Origin of the sequence: Comamonas sp. CMM03 (genome assembly GCF_019218715.1) — a bacterium.
Taxonomy (GTDB): Bacteria; Pseudomonadota; Gammaproteobacteria; order Burkholderiales; family Burkholderiaceae_C; genus Comamonas; species Comamonas terrigena.
Genome location: NZ_JAHUXB010000002.1, coordinates 99047 through 116809, shown reverse-complemented (window position 1 = coordinate 116809; position 17763 = coordinate 99047). Strand labels below are relative to the sequence as shown.

At 64.0% G+C, this 17763-nt stretch carries 18 protein-coding genes; 9 read left to right on the top strand and 9 right to left on the bottom strand.

What is annotated here, in order from left to right:
* Positions 1–19 precede the first annotated feature (19 nt).
* The 4 genes from KW830_RS07240 to KW830_RS07225 are packed head-to-tail and all read left to right on the top strand — an operon-like array spanning position 20 to position 4902.
* Entirely contained in the window at positions 20–991 is a 972-nt protein-coding gene (locus KW830_RS07240; RefSeq protein WP_192334353.1) for a tripartite tricarboxylate transporter substrate binding protein, read from the top strand.
* Positions 992–999: 8 nt separating this feature from the next.
* Complete coding sequence (locus KW830_RS07235; RefSeq protein WP_218332696.1) at positions 1000–3090, top strand: acetate--CoA ligase family protein; 2091 nt, start codon at positions 1000–1002, stop codon at positions 3088–3090.
* A 12-nt stretch (positions 3091–3102) separates the two neighbouring features.
* Positions 3103–3945: an alpha/beta fold hydrolase gene (locus tag KW830_RS07230; protein WP_218332695.1), complete on the top strand. Its 843-nt coding sequence runs from the start codon at positions 3103–3105 to the stop codon at positions 3943–3945.
* Between the two features lie 57 nt (positions 3946–4002).
* Entirely contained in the window at positions 4003–4902 is a 900-nt protein-coding gene (locus KW830_RS07225) for a LysR substrate-binding domain-containing protein (RefSeq protein WP_066539519.1), read from the top strand.
* Positions 4903–4952: 50 nt separating this feature from the next.
* Here KW830_RS07225 and KW830_RS07220 read toward each other — a convergent pair whose 3' ends face one another.
* Positions 4953–5285, bottom strand: coding sequence for an SMR family transporter (locus tag KW830_RS07220; protein WP_066539208.1), 333 nt, complete (start codon positions 5283–5285; stop codon positions 4953–4955).
* Between the two features lie 133 nt (positions 5286–5418).
* Positions 5419–6213 (bottom strand): type I methionyl aminopeptidase, encoded by a 795-nt coding sequence (gene map / locus KW830_RS07215; RefSeq protein ID WP_218332694.1) that lies wholly within the window; start codon positions 6211–6213, stop codon positions 5419–5421.
* Between the two features lie 465 nt (positions 6214–6678).
* Between map and KW830_RS07210 the strand changes: the two genes are divergently transcribed.
* Positions 6679–7995: an NAD(P)/FAD-dependent oxidoreductase gene (locus tag KW830_RS07210; protein WP_218332693.1), complete on the top strand. Its 1317-nt coding sequence runs from the start codon at positions 6679–6681 to the stop codon at positions 7993–7995.
* A 127-nt stretch (positions 7996–8122) separates the two neighbouring features.
* Here the strand turns inward: KW830_RS07210 and KW830_RS07205 are convergent, their stop codons facing one another.
* The 7 genes from KW830_RS07205 to KW830_RS07175 all read right to left on the bottom strand — a co-directional run bounded on the left by KW830_RS07205 (position 8123) and on the right by KW830_RS07175 (position 14093).
* Complete coding sequence (locus KW830_RS07205; protein WP_066539204.1) at positions 8123–9433, bottom strand: citrate synthase; 1311 nt, start codon at positions 9431–9433, stop codon at positions 8123–8125.
* A 60-nt stretch (positions 9434–9493) separates the two neighbouring features.
* Positions 9494–9769 carry a succinate dehydrogenase assembly factor 2 gene (locus KW830_RS07200; protein ID WP_066539202.1) on the bottom strand — a complete coding sequence of 92 codons (276 nt, stop codon included), beginning with the start codon at positions 9767–9769 and terminating at the stop codon, positions 9494–9496.
* Between the two features lie 3 nt (positions 9770–9772).
* Entirely contained in the window at positions 9773–10477 is a 705-nt protein-coding gene (locus KW830_RS07195; RefSeq protein ID WP_066539199.1) for a succinate dehydrogenase iron-sulfur subunit, read from the bottom strand.
* A gap of 27 nt (positions 10478–10504) precedes the next feature.
* Positions 10505–12310: a succinate dehydrogenase flavoprotein subunit gene (gene sdhA, locus KW830_RS07190; RefSeq protein WP_066539198.1), complete on the bottom strand. Its 1806-nt coding sequence runs from the start codon at positions 12308–12310 to the stop codon at positions 10505–10507.
* Positions 12311–12343: 33 nt separating this feature from the next.
* Positions 12344–12709 (bottom strand): succinate dehydrogenase, hydrophobic membrane anchor protein, encoded by a 366-nt coding sequence (gene sdhD / locus KW830_RS07185; protein WP_066539194.1) that lies wholly within the window; start codon positions 12707–12709, stop codon positions 12344–12346.
* 23 nt (positions 12710–12732) lie between these two features.
* The gene (gene sdhC, locus KW830_RS07180) at positions 12733–13167 is read right to left on the bottom strand and encodes a succinate dehydrogenase, cytochrome b556 subunit (protein WP_066539192.1); all 435 of its coding nucleotides are present in this window, start codon (positions 13165–13167) and stop codon (positions 12733–12735) included.
* A 134-nt stretch (positions 13168–13301) separates the two neighbouring features.
* A complete protein-coding gene (locus tag KW830_RS07175) occupies positions 13302–14093 on the bottom strand; it encodes a GntR family transcriptional regulator (RefSeq protein WP_066539189.1) in 792 nt (263 codons plus the stop codon).
* 223 nt (positions 14094–14316) lie between these two features.
* On the opposite strand from KW830_RS07175, the gene KW830_RS07170 reads away from it, so the two are divergent.
* The 4 genes from KW830_RS07170 to KW830_RS07155 are packed head-to-tail and all read left to right on the top strand — an operon-like array spanning position 14317 to position 17752.
* Entirely contained in the window at positions 14317–15303 is a 987-nt protein-coding gene (locus tag KW830_RS07170) for a malate dehydrogenase (RefSeq protein ID WP_066539187.1), read from the top strand.
* Positions 15304–15323: 20 nt separating this feature from the next.
* Positions 15324–16124, top strand: a complete 801-nt coding sequence (gene tam, locus KW830_RS07165) for a trans-aconitate 2-methyltransferase (RefSeq protein ID WP_066539186.1) — start codon at positions 15324–15326, stop codon at positions 16122–16124.
* Positions 16121–17125: a CoA ester lyase gene (locus KW830_RS07160; protein ID WP_066539184.1), complete on the top strand. Its 1005-nt coding sequence runs from the start codon at positions 16121–16123 to the stop codon at positions 17123–17125. Before tam ends, KW830_RS07160 begins: the two co-directional genes overlap by 4 nt.
* Before the next feature lie 39 nt (positions 17126–17164).
* A complete protein-coding gene (locus KW830_RS07155; RefSeq protein WP_218332692.1) occupies positions 17165–17752 on the top strand; it encodes a hypothetical protein in 588 nt (195 codons plus the stop codon).
* Positions 17753–17763 lie beyond the last annotated feature (11 nt).

Sequence of the window (17763 nt, the reverse complement as noted above, 5' to 3'; positions counted from 1 at the left end):
CATAACAAGGAGACAAACCATGCAACGTCGTACATGGGTGGCCGCAGCTGCGGCTATGGCAGGCCTCGCCCTGTCCAGCACCGCACTGGCGTCGGACGCCTATCCGGCCAAACCCGTCAAGATCATCGTCGGCTTTCAGGCCGGAGGCCCTACCGATGTGGTGGCGCGTCTGGTGGCCAAGGCTTTGCAGGACGAGCTGAAGGGGGCTTTCATCGTGGAAAACAAGGTGGGTGCGACCAGCAACATCGCCTCGGAAATGGTGGCTGCTGCACCGGCCGATGGCTACACCTTGCTGCTGGCGGCCGCACCGTTGACGATGAACAAATACGTGTTCCCCAAGCAGAAGTTCGATCCGCTCAAGAGCTTCGAGCCCGTCTCCAAAGTCTCGTCGGCGCCAGGGGTGCTGGCCGCCAGCCCCAAGCTGAATGTGAAGACCTACAAGGAGTTCGAGGAGCTGGCCCGGAAAAAACCGGGCGAGCTGAGCTATGGCACCACGGGTGCGGGCGGCTCGCAGCACATGGCGACGCTGCGACTGGAGCAACTGACGGGGGTCAAGATGCTGCACGTGCCGTATTCCGGCGGATCGGGTGTGCTGAACGACCTGATTGCTGGCGTAGTCGATGTCGCTTTTATGACATCCACCGGTGCCATGCCCAACCTGGAAGCGGGCAAAGTACGGCCTCTCGCGGTGGCCGGCCCCAACCGCCTGCCGGGTCTGCCCCAGGTGCCGACCTTCAGTGAGGTGGGCTTGCCCGACATGGTGTCCGACTCGTGGAACGGTCTGCTGGCGCCTGCGGGAACGCCCAAGGCCATTGTCGACAAGTTGTCTGCCGCCGTCATGAAAGCGGTCAAGTCCAAGGAGTTCAAGGAGGTGCTGATTCCGCAGGGCGCCGTGCTGATCGGTAATTCTCCCAGCGAGTTCAAGGCCCAGTTGCAGACCGAGGTGGGCCACTGGTCCGAGCAGTTCAAGAAATTCAAGATCGAGAAGTAATCCACGCCATGACCGCATCCCTCGCCGCTATGCCCTCCGTCTGCCAGACCCTGCTGTACCCCCGAAGCATTGCTTTGGTGGGCGCATCGGATGACGTCAAGAAAACGGGCGGCCGTCCGCTGCAGTTTCTGCGCCGCTCAGGCTTCGCAGGGACGATCTATCCGATCAATCCCAACCGGGCACAGGTGCAGGGCGAGCAGGCATGGCCCAGCCTGGCGGCCTTGCCCCAGGTGCCGGACCATGTGTTCGTGCTGTCGCCCACCGAGACCGTGATCGACACGGTCCGTGAATGCGCGCGCCTGGGCGTGTCGCTGGTGACCATTCTGGCCAGCGGCTTTTCGGAGTCGGGCGCCGAAGGCGTCCAGCGGGAAGCGGAGCTGCGTGCCATTGCCCGCAATTCCACGCTGCGCATTCTGGGCCCCAGCAGCCTGGGGGTGGTCAATCCGCACAACGGTCTGGTGTTGACCGCGAATGCCGCATTTGCCGAGCCCGATGTGCCCAGAGGCAAGGTGTTTGTCGCCTCGCACAGCGGCAGCATGATCGGGGCCCTGGTGTCGCGCGGCAAGGCGCGTGGCGTGGGGTTTGCGGGGCTGGTGTCGGTGGGCAGCGAAGTCGATCTGAGCGTGGGCGAGATCTGCGCGGCGACCTTGGACGATCCGGCCATAGAAGGCTATGCGCTCTTTCTGGAGAGCCTGCGCCATGGCGACCAGCTGCAGGCCTTTGCCCGCGAAGCCGCGCGCCGCGGCAAGCCGGTGATCGCGTACAAGCTGGGCCGCTCCAGCGCTGCAGCGGAAATGGCAACCACCCACACCGGCGCACTGGCGGGCGAGGACGATATTGCCGATGCCTTCCTGAAAGACCTGGGCATCGTGCGGGTGGACATGCTGGAGACGCTGTTCGAAGTCTTTCCCCTGGCACAGAAAGTACCGCTGCAGTCCCATTCCATGGCCGGCAAACGCATCGGCGTGGTGACCACCACCGGTGGCGGTGCCGCCATGGTGGTGGACCAGCTGGGGCTGCGCGGTATCACGGTGCAGCCCGTTTCGGATGCGACCCTGGCCAAACTCAAGGCGGCCCAGGTGCCGGGCAGTGCCGGCCGGGTGCTGGACCTGACCCTGGCGGGCACCCGGTATGAGGTGATGAAGAGCGTGCTGGACATCATGCTGGAGGCGCCGGAGTTCGACATGGTGGTGGCGGTGGTGGGCTCTTCGGCGCGCTTTCAGCCCGATCTGGCGGTCAAGCCCATCATGGACAGCGCCGGTCACGCCAAGCCGCTGGTGACCATGCTGGTGCCGGATGCGCCCCAGGCCCTGGCGGCACTGACCCAGGCCGGCATGCCCTGCTTTCGCACACCGGAAAGCTGTGCCGATGCGATTGCGGCCGTGCTGGCCCGCCGTGTGCCGCACACACCGGGCCAGACCGTGGCGGCAGCACCGGGTATGGGTGCTGCACTGAGCGAGGCGCAGGCCTACCAGCTGCTGGACCGCCTGCAGGTGCCCCATGCGCCCGCGGCCACCTTTGCGCTGGACGGCCAGCCGGGGCAGCTGCCGTTCGACTTTCCGGTCGTGGCCAAGGTGTGCTCGCCCGAGATCCCGCACAAGACCGAAGTCGGCGGTGTGGTGCTGGGAATCCAGAATCCGGAGCAACTGGTGCAGGCGTTTGCCACGCTGCGCGCCAACCTGGCCGCCAGGGCGCCCGGGGTGGCCTGCAACGAGGTGCTGGTGCAGCCCATGCGCAAGGGCCTGACCGAGGTGCTGCTGGGCTACCGCATCGACCCCGACGCCGGTCCCATCGTCATGCTGGCCGCCGGCGGCATCTGGGCCGAGGTGATGCGTGACCGCAGCATCCGGCTGGCGCCGGTCAGTGTGGACACCGCGCGCGAGATGATTGCAGAGGTCAAGCTGCTGCAGACCGTATCGGGTCTGCGCGGCAAGGCCAGGGGCGATCTGGAAGCGCTGGCCCAGGCCATTTCCGATCTGTCGCAACTGGCGCTGCAGCCCGTGCATGGGGTGCTGGAGGCGGAAGTGAACCCGCTGATGGTGATGCCCGAAGGGCAGGGGGTGCTGGCGGTGGACGCGCTGGTGCTCCAGGCCCGATAAGGCCGGCGCAGCATGGACGGCGAGGACAGCGCAGCGCAGCGGCTGGCGGCACTGGAAGCCGGTGCCCGCCACCACCGGGTGCAGGCCGGCGGCATCAAGCTGCATTGGCGTGAATGGGGTCAGGGCCAACCCCTGGTGCTGCTGCATGGCGGCCATGGGTCCTGGATGCACTGGGTCCGCAACATTGAGTGCTTCGCCCGCCACTACCGGGTGCTGGTGCCGGATCTGCCGGGCTTTGGTGCCTCCGACGACTTTGCCCTGCCCGCCCATGACGGGCAGCGGCCTGCGGCATTGCTGGACGCGCTGAGCGACAGCGTGGTGCAGTTGGTGGGGGCCCAGCCGCTGCACCTGGCCGGGTTCTCGTTTGGAGGGGCGGTGGCCGGGATGCTGGCTGCACGCCTGCCGCAGGTACAGCGGCTGGTGCTGCTGGGTACGGCCGGCCATGGCGGCCCGCGCAGGGAAACCGAGGCGCTGCTGGATTGGCGGGTCAGCGACCCGGCCGAGCGCATGGCGGCGCTGCACCAGAACCTGGCGGTGTTCATGCTTTCCAAGGCGGCTGCGGCCGATGCGCTGGCCCTGCACATCCATCGCCATTGCTGCGAAGCCACGCGTTTTCGCAGCAAGGCCATGTCGCGCAGCAGCCGCCTGCAGGCGGTGCTGCAGGACTATGCCAGGCCGATTCTGCTGGTGTGGGGCGAGGCCGATGTGACGGCCGTGCCCATGGTGGCGGCCGAAGCTCTGAAACAGGACCGCCCCGAACGGGACTGGACCATCGTGCCCGGCGCCGGCCATTGGGTGCAATACGAAAGTGCGAATGCGGTGAACACCCTGGTGGTCCGCTGGTTGCAGACGTGACGCCAGACTGGGCCTGCGCGACAGCGTTGCGCCACACAGGCTTCTAGAATGGCGCGCATGGCCCTGAAGATTCCTCCGCTCAATCCGCTGAAAGTGTTTGAGGTGGTGGCGCGCACCTGCAATCTGACCCTGGCCGCCAAGGAGCTGCACATCAGCCAGTCGGCGGTCAGCAAGCAGCTGCATGTGCTGCAGGAATACCTGGGGGTGGAGCTGTTCCGGCGCGAGCGCCATGGCATCAGCCTGACGCAGGCCGGCCAGCGCTACGGCGATGCCATTGCGCCGGCCTTCGAGAGCATAGGCAAGGCCACGGGCGACATCATGCGCAGCGGATCGGACCGGACTCTGCGCATCCAGACCTACACCACGTTTGCAGCCAAGTGGCTGATTCCGCGCCTGCACGATTTCCATACCCGCTACAGCGACATTGCGGTGGTCATCACCAATTCGGTCAAGGACGTGGACTTTGACCGCGACCCGGTGGACATGGCCATCCAGATGGGCAACGGTGCGTGGCCAGGGACGGACACGGACTTTCTGTTTGAAGACGTGATCGAGCCGGTGTGCAGCCCGGCGTTCTTTCGCACCAATGCGCCCGAGTCCGCCTATCCGCAGGCCTTGCTGCGCACGCGGCTGCTGGTCTCGCACTACCGGCAGAAAGACTGGCAGACCTGGGCCCGGCAATGCCGGTATGAGGCGGAGATCGACAGCGTGGAGAGCATGCGCTTCAGCAGCTCGGTGCTGACCTGGCAGGCAGCGGCCGATGGCCTGGGGATTGCCATCGGACAGACCGCCTTGCTGGTGGACGATCTGCGCAGTGGCAAGCTGGTGGCGCCGTTTGGTCTGCCGGTGCGCACCGGCGCCTCCTACTATCTGGTGCGCCCACAGCTGCAGCGCCACTCGCACAAGGTCCAGGTGTTTCGGGACTGGCTGGCCGAGCAGATTGCATCCCAGGGCTGAATCCATGGCCTTCGCCCCGGTGCGAAGGCGAATACCAGGGACGTGGCGGCTCAGTGGCCGGCCGTCTTGGAAAACAGATTGATCACCAGCACACCGCTGAGGATCAGGCCCATGCCGATCAGGGCCGCGGTATCGAGCTTCTGGTTCAGAAACACCCAGGCGATGCCCGAGACCAGCACGATGCCCGCGCCCGACCAGATGGCGTAGGCCACGCCCGTGGGCACGGTGCGCAGCGTGAGCGACAGAAAGTAGAACGACAGCACATAGCCCAGACCCACGACCACGCTGGGTCCCAGGCGGCTGAAGCCTTCGGTGCTTTTGAGAAGCGAGGTGGCAGCCACTTCGCAGACGATGGCGATGCCCAGAAACCAGTAATTGCTCATGTCGGCGACTGTAGCGCCAACCGTTCCGGTGGTGCGCCGGGAGACGGCCAATGGCCCGGGGCAGGCCAGGCCCTTGTTGGACGTCTGCTCCCGGTCTGTGCACACGGGCCGGGGTGGCCGTGCAGCGCCCGGCTCAGGGCGCCGGGTAGGCGCCGGTGCCTTCGGGCCAGGGGGTCAGCACCTCGTAGCCGGTGGCGGTCACGGCCACCATGTGCTCCCACTGGGCGGACAGGGAACGGTCGCGGGTGACCACGGTCCAGCCGTCGTCCAGCTCCTTGGTGGCCGGCTTGCCGGTGTTGACCATGGGCTCGATGGTGAAGATCATGCCTTCCTGTAGCGTCATGCCCTGGCCGCGCTGGCCGTAGTGCAGCACCTGGGGTTCGTCGTGGTAGGTCTGGCCGATGCCGTGGCCGCAGTAGTCGCGCACGATGGTGAACTGCTCGCGGTGGGCCACGGTCTGGATGGCGTGGCCGATGTCGCCCAGCGTGGCACCGGGCTTGACGGCGCGGATTCCGGCCACCATGGCTTCGTAGGTGGTATCGATCAGGCGGCGGCCCAGGGCCGAGACCTGGCCCACGGTGTACATGCGGCTGGTGTCGCCAAACCAGCCGTCCTTGATCAGCGCCACGTCGACGTTGACGATGTCACCGTCCTTGAGGATTTCCTTGTTGGACGGAATGCCGTGGCAGACCACGTGGTTGACAGAGGTGCACACGGTCTTGGGGTAGCCGTAATAGCCGATGTTGGCAGGGATGCACCGCAGCTCGTCCACGATGAAGTCGTGGCACAGCCCGTCCAGGTATTCGGTGCTCACGCCGGGCTGTACATGGGGGGTGAGCATTTCCAGCACGCGGGCGGCCAGCATGCCGGCTTCGCGGGACTTGGCAATGCCGGCGGCGTCGTGGATGGGAGGAAGTTTTTTGCGCATGGTGTGGGCAGCACCCAAGGTGGCTGCAGGGGGCAGCGGGCAGGCTGCAGATGCTTTCCATTATCGGCATCTCTGCGGCGGGGCGCAGACCGCAGGGGCGCAATGGTGTGGGCCGTGCGGTGGCTTTGCGCAGGTGACGTTGCGCCGGATATGCGCCGGATGCGCGCGGCTCCGCGTGCTGGAAGGCCAGGCCGGTGGTGCCTCCTGCACCGGCCGTCAGGCCGTGAAAAGACCTGGAAACATCGGTGGTAGTTACCAGATGGTTACTAAATTTTCAGTCTTCTATTAGATATAAAACACATTTGAAACCGTTGTCTGTATTGAATTCAGTGCTATGAATATTGGTGCACAATGCGCCCCTTGTGCACAGGGCTGCTGGTGGACTGCGGGGAGAGATACCAGTGGAATGGTGGCAGCCTTGTGCCTCTAATTCTTTTTTCTGCCAACACCACAAAGGAAGTCGCCATGGGCGAAGAACGCAGCACCGCATCGCAGCCGGCCCGGATCGTCGTCGTAGGCGGTGGCGTGGCGGGCCTGGAAATCGCCTCGGCGCTGGGCAAGCGCCGCGATGACGGCCTGATTGCCAGCGTGACGCTGATCGACAGCGATTCCGCCCACGTCTGGAAGCCCATGCTGCACACCATTGCCGCGGGTACGCGCGATCTGGCCCAGCAGCAGACCACCTACCTGGCCCAGGCGGCCGATGCGGGCTTTGCCTACCAGCCCGGCGAGATGTGCGCCCTGGACCGTGTGGCCAAGGAGGTACTGCTGGCTCCGATCACCGCGCCCGATGGCCGCGAAGTGGTACCGGGCCGGCGCATTGCCTATGACAAGCTGGTGCTGGCCATTGGCAGCGGTGCGAATGACTTTGGCACGGATGGGGTGCTGGAGCACTGTTTCATGATCGACACGCGCCGCAAGGCCGATGCCTTCAACCAGGAAATCCGTTTGCGCATGGTGCGCAGCATGACCCAGGGCGAGGGCCTGCAGGTCGCGATTGTGGGGGGCGGGGCCACCGGGGTGGAGCTGGCGGCCGAGCTGGTGCAACTGGCAGAAAGCGCCCGCGCCTATGGCGCCATCGGGGAGGCGGCACGCTTTGGCATTGTGCTGGTCGAAGCCGGGCCGCGTTTGCTGCCCAGCTTCACCGAAGACATCTCGGCCGCGACCAAGCGCCGTCTGGAGGCCCTGGGCGTGACCGTGCTGGTCAACGAGCGGGTGCAGAAAGCCACCGCCGACGGCCTGGTGCTGGGCGATGGCCGGACGGTGAACGCTGGTCTGCGGGTGTGGGCTGCGGGCGTGAAGGCGCCGGAATTCCTGTCGACCCTGGGCCTGCAGACCACGCGCGGCCACCAGCTGGTGGTCAACGACCACCTGCGCACCGACGACCCCGATATCTATGCGGTGGGGGATTGCGCCAGCTTCACGCTGCCGGGGCAGAGCCAGCCCCTGCCACCGACGGCCCAGGTGGCGCACCAGCAGGCGCGCTATCTGATCGACACCTTGCCCCAGGTGCTGCGCGACCCGCAGGCCGGCAGCAGCGAGCGTTTTGCCTACCGCGACATGGGCGCGCTGGTGTCGCTGGCCAATTACGACGCCTATGGGTCGCTGGGCAAATTCGGACTGTTCAACGGCGGCACCATCCGCGGGCGGCTGGCCATGCTCAGCCACCTGTGGCTGTACCGTTCACACCAGGCGCGGCTGTACGGTTTCTGGCGCGGCGGCTTCCTGTGGCTGGTGGACATGATGAATTCCCGCCTGCGCCCTTCGATCCGGCTGGACTGAAAGTCTGCGCCGGGGCCCATCCCGGCCGGTGCTAAGTTCGGTGGCGTGAGCACCACGGAAAAAGCCCGCAAGCGCAAGGCGTGCGGGCTTTTGCCATGTCGGTGGAATGCGCCTTGCGGCGCATGCATCAACGCTGGGTGATGGGCTTGACGTCGCGGGCGACAGAGCCGGTGTACAGCTGGCGGGGACGACCGATCTTGTACTCGGGGTCAGCCATTTGTTCGTTCAGCTGAGCAATCCAGCCCACGGTGCGGGCCAGAGCGAAGATGCCGGTGAACAGCTTGACGGGGATGCCGATGGCACGTTGCACGATGCCGGAGTAGAAGTCCACGTTCGGGTAGAGCTTGCGCTGCACGAAGTAGTCGTCTTCCAGGGCGATCTTTTCCAGCTGCTTGGCCAGTGCGAACAGCGGATCCTTTTCCAGGCCCAGCTCTTGCAGGATTTCGTTGCAGGTTTCCTGCATCAGCTTGGCGCGGGGGTCGTAGTTCTTGTACACGCGGTGGCCAAAGCCCATCAGCTTGACGCCGCTGTTCTTGTCCTTGACCTGTTCCATGAACTCGCCGACCTTGGAGATGCCGCCGTTGGCCTGGATGTGTTCCAGCATGTTCAGGCAGGCTTCGTTGGCGCCGCCGTGGGCAGGGCCCCACAGGCAGGCCACGCCAGCGGAGATGGCGGCGAAGGGGTTGGTGCCGGACGAACCGCACAGGCGCACGGTGGAGGTCGAAGCGTTTTGCTCGTGGTCAGCGTGCAGGATGAAGATGCGGTCCAGCGCACGTTCCACCACGGGGTTGACCTTGTATTCTTCGCAAGGGTTGCCGAACATCATGCGCATGAAGTTGCCTGCGTAGGACAGGTCGTTCTTCGGGTACATGTAAGGCTGGCCCACGCCGTACTTGTAGGCCATGGAGACCAGCGTAGGCAGCTTGGCGATAAGGCGGATCGCGGCGATTTCGCGGTGCTCGGGGTTGGTGATGTCAGTGCTGTCGTGGTAGAAGGCCGACATGCCGCCCACCAGACCGGTCAGCACGGCCATGGGGTGTGCGTCACGACGGAAACCGCGCAGGAAGAACTGCATCTGTTCGTTGACCATCGTGTGCTGGGTCACGCGGTTCTCGAAGTCAGCCTTCTGGGTTTCGTTGGGCAGCTCTCCGTACAGCAGCAGGTAGCAGGTTTCCAGGAAGTTGCAGTTCTTGGCCAGCTGTTCGATGGGGTAGCCACGGTACAGCAGTTCACCCTTGTCACCGTCGATATAGGTGATGGCCGACTGGCACGCCGCGGTCGAGAGGAAGCCGGGGTCATACGTGAACATGCCCGATTGGCCGTACAGCTTGCGAATGTCGATCACGTCCGGGCCGATGTTGCCCTGGTAGACCGGCAATTCGACGCTGGGTGCGCCATTGCTGAAAGACAGCGTTGCTTTGTTGTCAGCGAGTTTCATTTCCAACTTCCTTCTCGGAGTGGCCGGATCTGGGCCGGCCTTTTTTGCAAGTTGTGCAGATCAGAGGGGCTTGCGCACCATCTGTAGCACTTCTCTAACTTCAGGGGTGTCTAAGGCACCTTCCGGCTCCTTGCGGCGCAGGAAGAGATCCATCAGATCGTTGTCTGCCAAGTCCATCAAGGCAGACAGACCAGTTGCGTGTCTCCGCGTCAACTGGCTGCCGTAAGTGGCAAAAAACTTCTCGATGTAGAGATCGTTCTCGACCAGGCCGCGGCGGCTTCGCCACCGCAGCAAGTCGCGTTCCCGTTCTTCGAGGATTGCGTCCATCTCGTTCATGGATCAGATAGCCCGGCGGACCATCAGTTCCTTGATCTTGCCAATGGCCTTCGTGGGGTTCAGGTGCTTGGGGCACACGTCCACGCAGTTCATGATGGTGTGGCAGCGGAAGAGGCGGTACGGATCTTCCAGGTTGTCCAGGCGCTCGCCGGTGGCGGTGTCGCGGCTGTCCGCGATGAAGCGGTAAGCCTGCAGCAGACCGGCCGGGCCCACGAACTTGTCGGGGTTCCACCAGAACGAGGGGCAGCTGGTCGAGCAGCTGGCGCACAGAATGCACTCGTACAGACCGTTGAGCTCTTCGCGCTCTTCGGGCGACTGCAGGCGTTCCTTGCTGGTTGTCGTGTAGATGTCGCTTTGCAGGTACGGCTTGATCGAGTGGTACTGCTTGAAGAACTGCGTCATGTCCACGATCAGGTCGCGGATGACCGGCAGGCCGGGCAGGGGCTTCAGAACGATGTCGCCCTTGAGGGTGTTCATGTTCGTCAGGCAGGCCAGACCGTTCTTGCCGTTGATGTTCATGGCGTCCGAGCCGCACACGCCTTCACGGCAGGAGCGACGGAAGGAGATGGAGGGGTCCATCGCCTTGAGCTTGACCAGGGCGTCCAGCAGCATGCGTTCGTGACCGTCCAGCTCCACTTGCACGGTTTGCATGTAGGGCTTGGCGTCTTTGTCCGGATCGTAGCGGTAGATTTTGAAAGTACGCTTCATTTTTGGATTCTCTCGTGGGCTGCTGGATTAGAACGTGCGGACCTTGGGAGGCACGCTGTCCACGGTCAGGGGCTTCAGGTTCACGGGCTTGTACGACAGGCCGTTGGTGGCGCTGTCCCACAGGGTGTGCTTGAGCCATTCCTTGTCGTTGCGGCCCAGCGGGAACTCGGCGTGGTCGGCAGGGTGCTCGTAGTCGTACACGGTGTGTGCACCACGGCATTCCTTGCGGGCAGCAGCCGATGTCATGGTGGCCTGGGCCACTTCGATCAGGTTGTCCACTTCCAGCGCTTCCATGCGGGCGGTGTTCCAGACCTTGGACTTGTCCTTCAGGGTCACGGAGCCGACCTGGTCACGGATGGCGTTGATCTTGGTCACGCCTTCGTCCATGCTCTTTTGCGTGCGGAACACGCCGGCATGCGTCTGCATCGCGGTGCGGATGTCGCCAGCGATGTCCTGGGCGTAGACGCCGTCCTTGGAGTTGTCCAGCTGGTTGAGGCGCTCCAGCGTGCGGTCAGCACCGTCGGCGGGCACGTTGTGGTGGGGGCCGAAGTTGTTGACGAAGTTGACGATGTGCTTGCCGGCGGACTTGCCGAAGACCAGCAGGTCCAGCAGCGAGTTGGTGCCCAGGCGGTTGGCGCCGTGCACCGACACGCAGGAGCATTCGCCCACAGCGTACAGACCGTTGACGACCTGGTTTTGCTGACCGTCCCAGGTGACGACCTGGCCGTTGATGTTGGTGGGGATGCCACCCATCTGGTAGTGGATGGTGGGCACCACGGGAATGGGTTCCTTGGTGATGTCCACGTTGGCGAAGTTGTGGCCGATTTCTTCCACGGAAGGCAGGCGCTTGCGGATGGTGTCGGCACCCAGGTGGTCCAGCTTCATCAGGATGTAGTCCTTGTTGGGACCGCAGCCGCGACCTTCCTTGATTTCCTGGTCCATCGAACGCGACACGAAGTCACGGGGGGCCAGATCCTTCAGCGTGGGAGCGTAACGCTCCATGAAGCGCTCGCCTTCGCTGTTCAACAGGATCGCGCCTTCGCCGCGGCAGCCTTCGGTCAGCAGCACGCCGGCACCGGCCACGCCGGTGGGGTGGAATTGCCAGAATTCCATGTCCTGCAGCGGGATGCCAGCGCGCGCGGCCATGCCCAGGCCGTCACCGGTGTTGATGAAGGCATTGGTGGATGCCTGGAAGATACGGCCGGCGCCGCCGGTGGCCAACAGCACGGCCTTGGCGTGCAGCTCGTACAGGTCGCCGGTTTCCAGTTCGAGGGCGGTCACGCCGACCACATCGCCCTGGGGGTTGCGGATCAGGTCCAGGGCCATCCACTCCACGAAGAAGTTGGTCTTGGACTTGACGTTCTGCTGGTACAGCGTGTGCAGCATGGCGTGACCGGTACGGTCAGCGGCAGCGCAGGCGCGTTGCACGGGCTTTTCGCCGTAGTTGGCGGTGTGGCCGCCGAAGGGACGCTGGTAGATGGTGCCGTCGGGGTTGCGGTCGAACGGCATGCCGAAGTGTTCCAGCTCGATCACGACGTTCGGTGCTTCGCGGCACATGAACTCGATGGCGTCCTGGTCGCCCAGCCAGTCGGAACCCTTGATGGTGTCGTAGAAGTGATAGTGCCAGTTGTCCTCGGACATATTGCCCAGGGAAGCCGACACGCCGCCTTGTGCAGCCACGGTGTGCGAACGGGTGGGGAACACCTTGGACAGCGAGGCGACGGACAGGCCGGCGCGGGACAGTTCCAGGGCAGCGCGCAGACCGGAGCCGCCGGCACCGACGATGACAACGTCAAACTTGCGCTTGGTGATATTCGCTTTGGAGTAGCTCATTCTTAACCTTCAATCGTGAGGGGAGGGCGCAAGTCACAGACGCCACAGGACTTGGAAGCCCCAGCCAGCACAGCCGACCAGCCAGACAATGGTGAAAACCTGCAGCGCCAGGCGCAGGCCCACGGGCTTGACGTAGTCCATCCAGATATCGCGCACACCGATCCAGACGTGCCAGGCCAGCGCAATGATCACGCCGAAGGTGACGAACTTCATCCACTGGGCGGCAAAGATGCCGGCCCACAGGTCGTAGCCGATGGGGCCTTGGCTGAACACCAACTGGGCCAGCACGACCACGGTGAATAGCACGATCAGGACCGCAGTGACGCGTTGCACCAGCCAGTCGCGGATACCGTAATGGGCACCGACCACGGTGCGCTTGGAGCCGTAATTCACGGACATGTTGTTTTCCTTCTAACGTGGGATCAGTACAGGCCGAACAGCTTGGCACCCAGGACCACGGTCAGGGCAATGCTGATGACCAGCACGGTCACGGCGGAAGACTTGCCGAATTCCTTGGAAACGGCCGAGTGCGACACGTCCATCCACAGGTGGCGCAGACCGGCGATCAGGTGGTGCAGCGAGGCCCAGATGATGGCCAGCGTGACCAGCTTGATGAACCAGCCCGGCACGAAGCCGATGCCGACGTTGAAGGCCGCCTTGAAGATTTCAAAGGAGAACTCGGAGGACAGCGACTTGTCGAACATCCAGAGGATGAACGGCAGCAGCAGGAACATCAGCAAGCCGCTGATGCGGTGCAAGATGGAAACCCAGCCAGCCGGAGGCAAGCGATAGGTTGGGAGGTCCTGGAGGGCGTGGATGTTGCGGAACTCTGGCCGCTTTTTTGCTAACTCAGTCATGGCGGGGTGCTTTCGAGATGTAACTGCGTTGTAATCGCTCGGATGCAAACGATCCAAAATTCTATTGCAATGCCGCAGTTTCGGGTGCCTGGGAATCCGGGATTGTGCGGTATCTCCGAGGCAGAAGCTGCAGATCAGCTCAATTCGTTGCGGTAGTGGTGCGTGTCAGTGCGGTAGATACCGCGTCGTAACTCCATGGGGGTGTCGTTGTAGGTATAGGCTACGCGCTCCACGCTCAATAAGGGTGTGGAAGTGCTTACTTGCAGCAGCTGTGCCTGCTCTTCATCGGGCAGCACGGCGCGGATCTTTTCGTCGGCACGGACCATGCGCACGCCGAACTCCAGCTCGAACATGGCGTAGGTCGGGCCCTGGTAGCTGCCCATCTGCTCGGCGCTGAGGCCCTTGAAGGCGTGGCCGGGCAACCAGATGTCTTCCACGATGGTGGGCGTGCCGCTTAGCGTGAGCACGCGGCGGGCCTGGATGACGGCGTCGCCGCTCTTGAGCTGCAGCAGGCGAGCCACCTCGGCGCTGGCGCGCACGCGCTTGCATTCGAGGATGCTGCGCTGGGCACGGCCTTCCTTTTGCAGATCGCCGGTGTCCGGGTGCAGCTTCAGAAAGCGATACTGGACCTGCTGCGCGGCGTGGGTGGCCACAAATGTGCCCTTGCCCTGGCGGCGCATGACCAGATTTTCGGCGGCCAGCTCGTCAATGGCCTTGCGCACCGTGCCCTGGCTCACCTTGAAGCGTGCTGCCAGCTCCATTTCGCTGGGGATCAGCTCGCCGGGACGCCACTCGCCAGCCTGCAGGCTTTGCAGGATCAGGCCCTTGATCTGCTGGTACAGGGGGCTGAAGGAGGGCGTGGATGCGCCCGAGCTGGAGACGCTGTGGTGGGGGAACTCGGGGGCGGTGGTCGGGGTGGATGCCATGGTGCAGGGTATGGGAGCGGTCAGCAATCTCCGGGCGGGAAAAACAGGCGGAACGGGTCCGCGACAAAGCCCCGATCATATCTTATATAAGACATAAGACAAATTGACCAAGGATTCAAATCGGCGGTACACTTTCGCCCTGTTTGCGGAGCATGGGCGGCTGGTCATGGATGCTGGTGCTTCCTGCGCCGACAACTGTTTTATCCATACTTGGAGTTCTTACATGAGCAAGAAGCCCGTCCGTGTCGCCGTCACCGGCGCAGCTGGCCAAATCGGTTACGCCCTGTTGTTCCGCATCGCCTCTGGCGAAATGCTGGGTAAAGATCAACCCGTTATTCTGCAACTGCTGGAAATCCCCGACGAAAAGGCTCAAAACGCTCTGAAGGGCGTAATCATGGAGCTGGAAGACTGCGCCTTCCCTCTGCTGGCCGGCATCGAAGCCCACAGCGACCCGAAGGAAGCCTTCAAGGATACCGACTACGCTCTGCTGGTCGGTGCTCGTCCTCGCGGCCCCGGCATGGAACGTGCCGACCTGCTGGCTGCCAATGCCCAGATCTTCACCGCCCAGGGCAAGGCCCTGAACGCCGTGGCTTCGCGCAATGTGAAGGTGCTGGTGGTCGGCAACCCCGCCAACACCAACGCCTACATCGCCATGAAGTCGGCTCCCGATCTGCCGGCCAAGAACTTCACCGCCATGCTGCGTCTGGACCACAACCGCGCTGCTTCGCAACTGGCTGCCAAGGCCGGTTTCAAGGTGGGCGACATCCGCAAGCTGACCGTCTGGGGCAACCACTCGCCCACCATGTACGCTGACTACCGCTTCGCCACCGTGGACGGCAAGTCGGTCAAGGACATGGTCAACGACCAGGTGTGGAACAAGGACGTGTTCCTGCCCACCGTGGGCAAGCGTGGCGCTGCCATCATCGCTGCCCGCGGCCTGTCGTCGGCTGCTTCGGCTGCCAACGCCGCCATCGACCACATGCGCGACTGGGCCCTGGGCTCCAACGGCGAATGGGTCACCATGGGTGTGCCTTCGCAAGGCCAGTACGGTATTCCCGCCGGTGTGGTGTTCGGCTTCCCCGTAACCACCGAAAACGGCGAATACAAGATCGTCGAAGGCCTGGAAATCGATGCTTTCTCGCAAGAGTGCATCGACAAGACCCTGGCTGAGCTGCAAGGCGAGCAAGACGGCGTCAAGCACCTGCTGTAAGCCACCAGCGAGTCACCGGCATGCAAGACTGGAACCCCGCGCTGTATCTGCGCTTCGCCAATGAACGCACGCGTCCTGCGGCCGAGCTGCTGGCGCGGGTGCCAAGCGATCCTGCCCATGTCCGCCATGTGGTGGACCTGGGTTGTGGGCCGGGCAATTCCACCGAGCTGCTGGTGCAGCGCTTTGTCGATGCCCAGGCGCTGGGCATCGACAATTCCGACGCCATGCTGGCCACTGCACGCACGCAGCTGCCGCAGGCGCAATTTGCCCTGGGCGATATCGCCACCTGGGCGCCGGAGGCAGGCTCTCCTGCACCGGACCTGATCTATGCCAATGCCTCCCTGCAGTGGGTGGGCTTGCATGAAACCCTGATTCCCCGTCTGCTCTCGCTGCTGGCGCCCGGTGGCGTGCTGGCGATCCAGATGCCGGACAACCGTCAGGAACCCACGCACCGGCTGATGCGCGAAGTGGCGCGTCTGCCCGAGTTTGCCCCGTACATCGGCGATGCAGACAAGTTGCGTACCGACATTCTGCCCATTGGGGCTTATTACGATTTACTGGCTGCGCCCGGCGCGCAGACCGCCTCCGTGGATGTGTGGCACACCGTGTACCAGCACCCCATGGAGTCCGCTGCCGCCATCGTGCAATGGGTGCGCGGCACCGGTTTGAAGCCTTTTGTGGAAGGCCTGCCCCAGGCGCTGCAAGCCGCATTTCTGACGGAATACGAGCGCCGCGTGGATGCGGCCTATCCCGTGCGCGCGGACGGCAAGCGCCTGCTGGCCTTCCCGCGCCTGTTTCTTGTTGCCCAACGCCAAGCATGACGAATTCGACTGTCCACCCCGCGCAGGTCTTGCTGGACGCCCAGGCGGGCGGCACGCAGCGTCTGCCCGTGTGCGACCACTACAGTGGCGTGGAAGAGCGCATGCGCAAAAGCCTGCAGTTGCAGGCCGAGATGATGGCCGAGTTCGGCGCCTGCGTGTTCGATGTTACGCTGGACTGCGAAGACGGAGCGCCGGTCGGCCAGGAGCTGCAGCACGCCAGGCTGGTGGCCGGGCTGGCCCGCAATGCGGCGCCTGGCGCCCGGGTGGCGGCCCGCGTGCATGCCGTGGACCATGCGGCCTTTCAGCAGGACATGGACATCATTGCCGGTGAGGCGGGGGCCCGGCTGTGCCACATCATGGTGCCCAAGGTGGAGTCGGTGGAGGATGTGCTCCTGGCTGAAAAAGCCCTGCAGCGCGCCACCGGCCAGCCGGTACCGCTGCATGTGCTGATCGAATCGCCAGCCGCCGTGCACCGGGCCTTCGAGATTGCCGCCCATCCGGCGGTGCAAAGCATTTCCTTCGGGCTGATGGACTTTGTCTCGGCCCATGGGGGCGCCATTCCCTCCAGTGCCATGGGCGTGGAAGGGCAGTTTCAGCATCCGCTGGTGGTGCGCGCCAAGCTGGAGATTGCGGCGGCCTGCCATGCCCACGGCAAAGTGCCTTCGCACTGTGTGGTCACCGAGTTCAAAAACCCCGCAGTGATGCAGGCGGCTGCAACAAAAGCTTTCAATGATTTCGGCTATACCCGGGTCTGGAGTATCCACCCGGCGCAAATTCGTCCGATTCTGGCGGCTTTCATGCCCGCGAGCGACGAAGTGGCGCTCGCTGCGGATATTCTTGCCGCCGCCGCCAACGCTGACTGGGCTCCCATCAGCCACCACGGCGTGCTGCACGACCGCGCCAGCTACCGGTATTACTGGCAGCTGCTGGAGCGTGCACACCGGACAGGGCAGCACATCCCTGTGGCCGCAAGCCACTGGTTTGGCCCTGCCGGATCTTAAAAACCGTAGCAAACAACACATGGAAATCCAGGAGCTGAAATGAAAACCCTCATTGCCTCCGTCATCGCCCTCGTACCCGCACTGATGCTGGTACAGCCCGCTGCTGCCACCGTCCAGGCCAAGCCCGCTGCCGCCAAGAAGGCTGCACCGGCCGCCAAGGCTTCCACCGCGAAGAAAACCACCACCGCCAAGAAGCCTGCAGCCGCCAAGGGCGCTGTAGCCGCCGCGGCCGGCGCGGGTGCCGCCACGGCGGTGGCTGCCTCGGCCCTGTCGCCCGAAGCCCTGAGCCTGGCGGACCGCGTGCACACCGGCCGCATCGGCTGCGAACTGGGCCAGCACGTGAACGTGACCAAGGACGGCAACAACCCTGGTTACTTCCACGTGGACGGCAATGGCTTCAAGTACCACATGTCCCCTGTGGCCACGTCCACCGGCGTGGTGCGCCTGGAAGACAAGCAGGCTGGCGCCGTGTGGCTGCAGATCGCCAACAAATCCATGCTCATGAACCAGAAGCAAGGCCAGCGCCTGGCGGACGAGTGCATGAGCAGCGAGCAAACCCAGGTGGCTGAGGCCATCAAGCGAAACCCCCCTCCTAGCCTTCTGGAAAACCCCGCAGCCGGCAAATAAAGCCGGCGGTG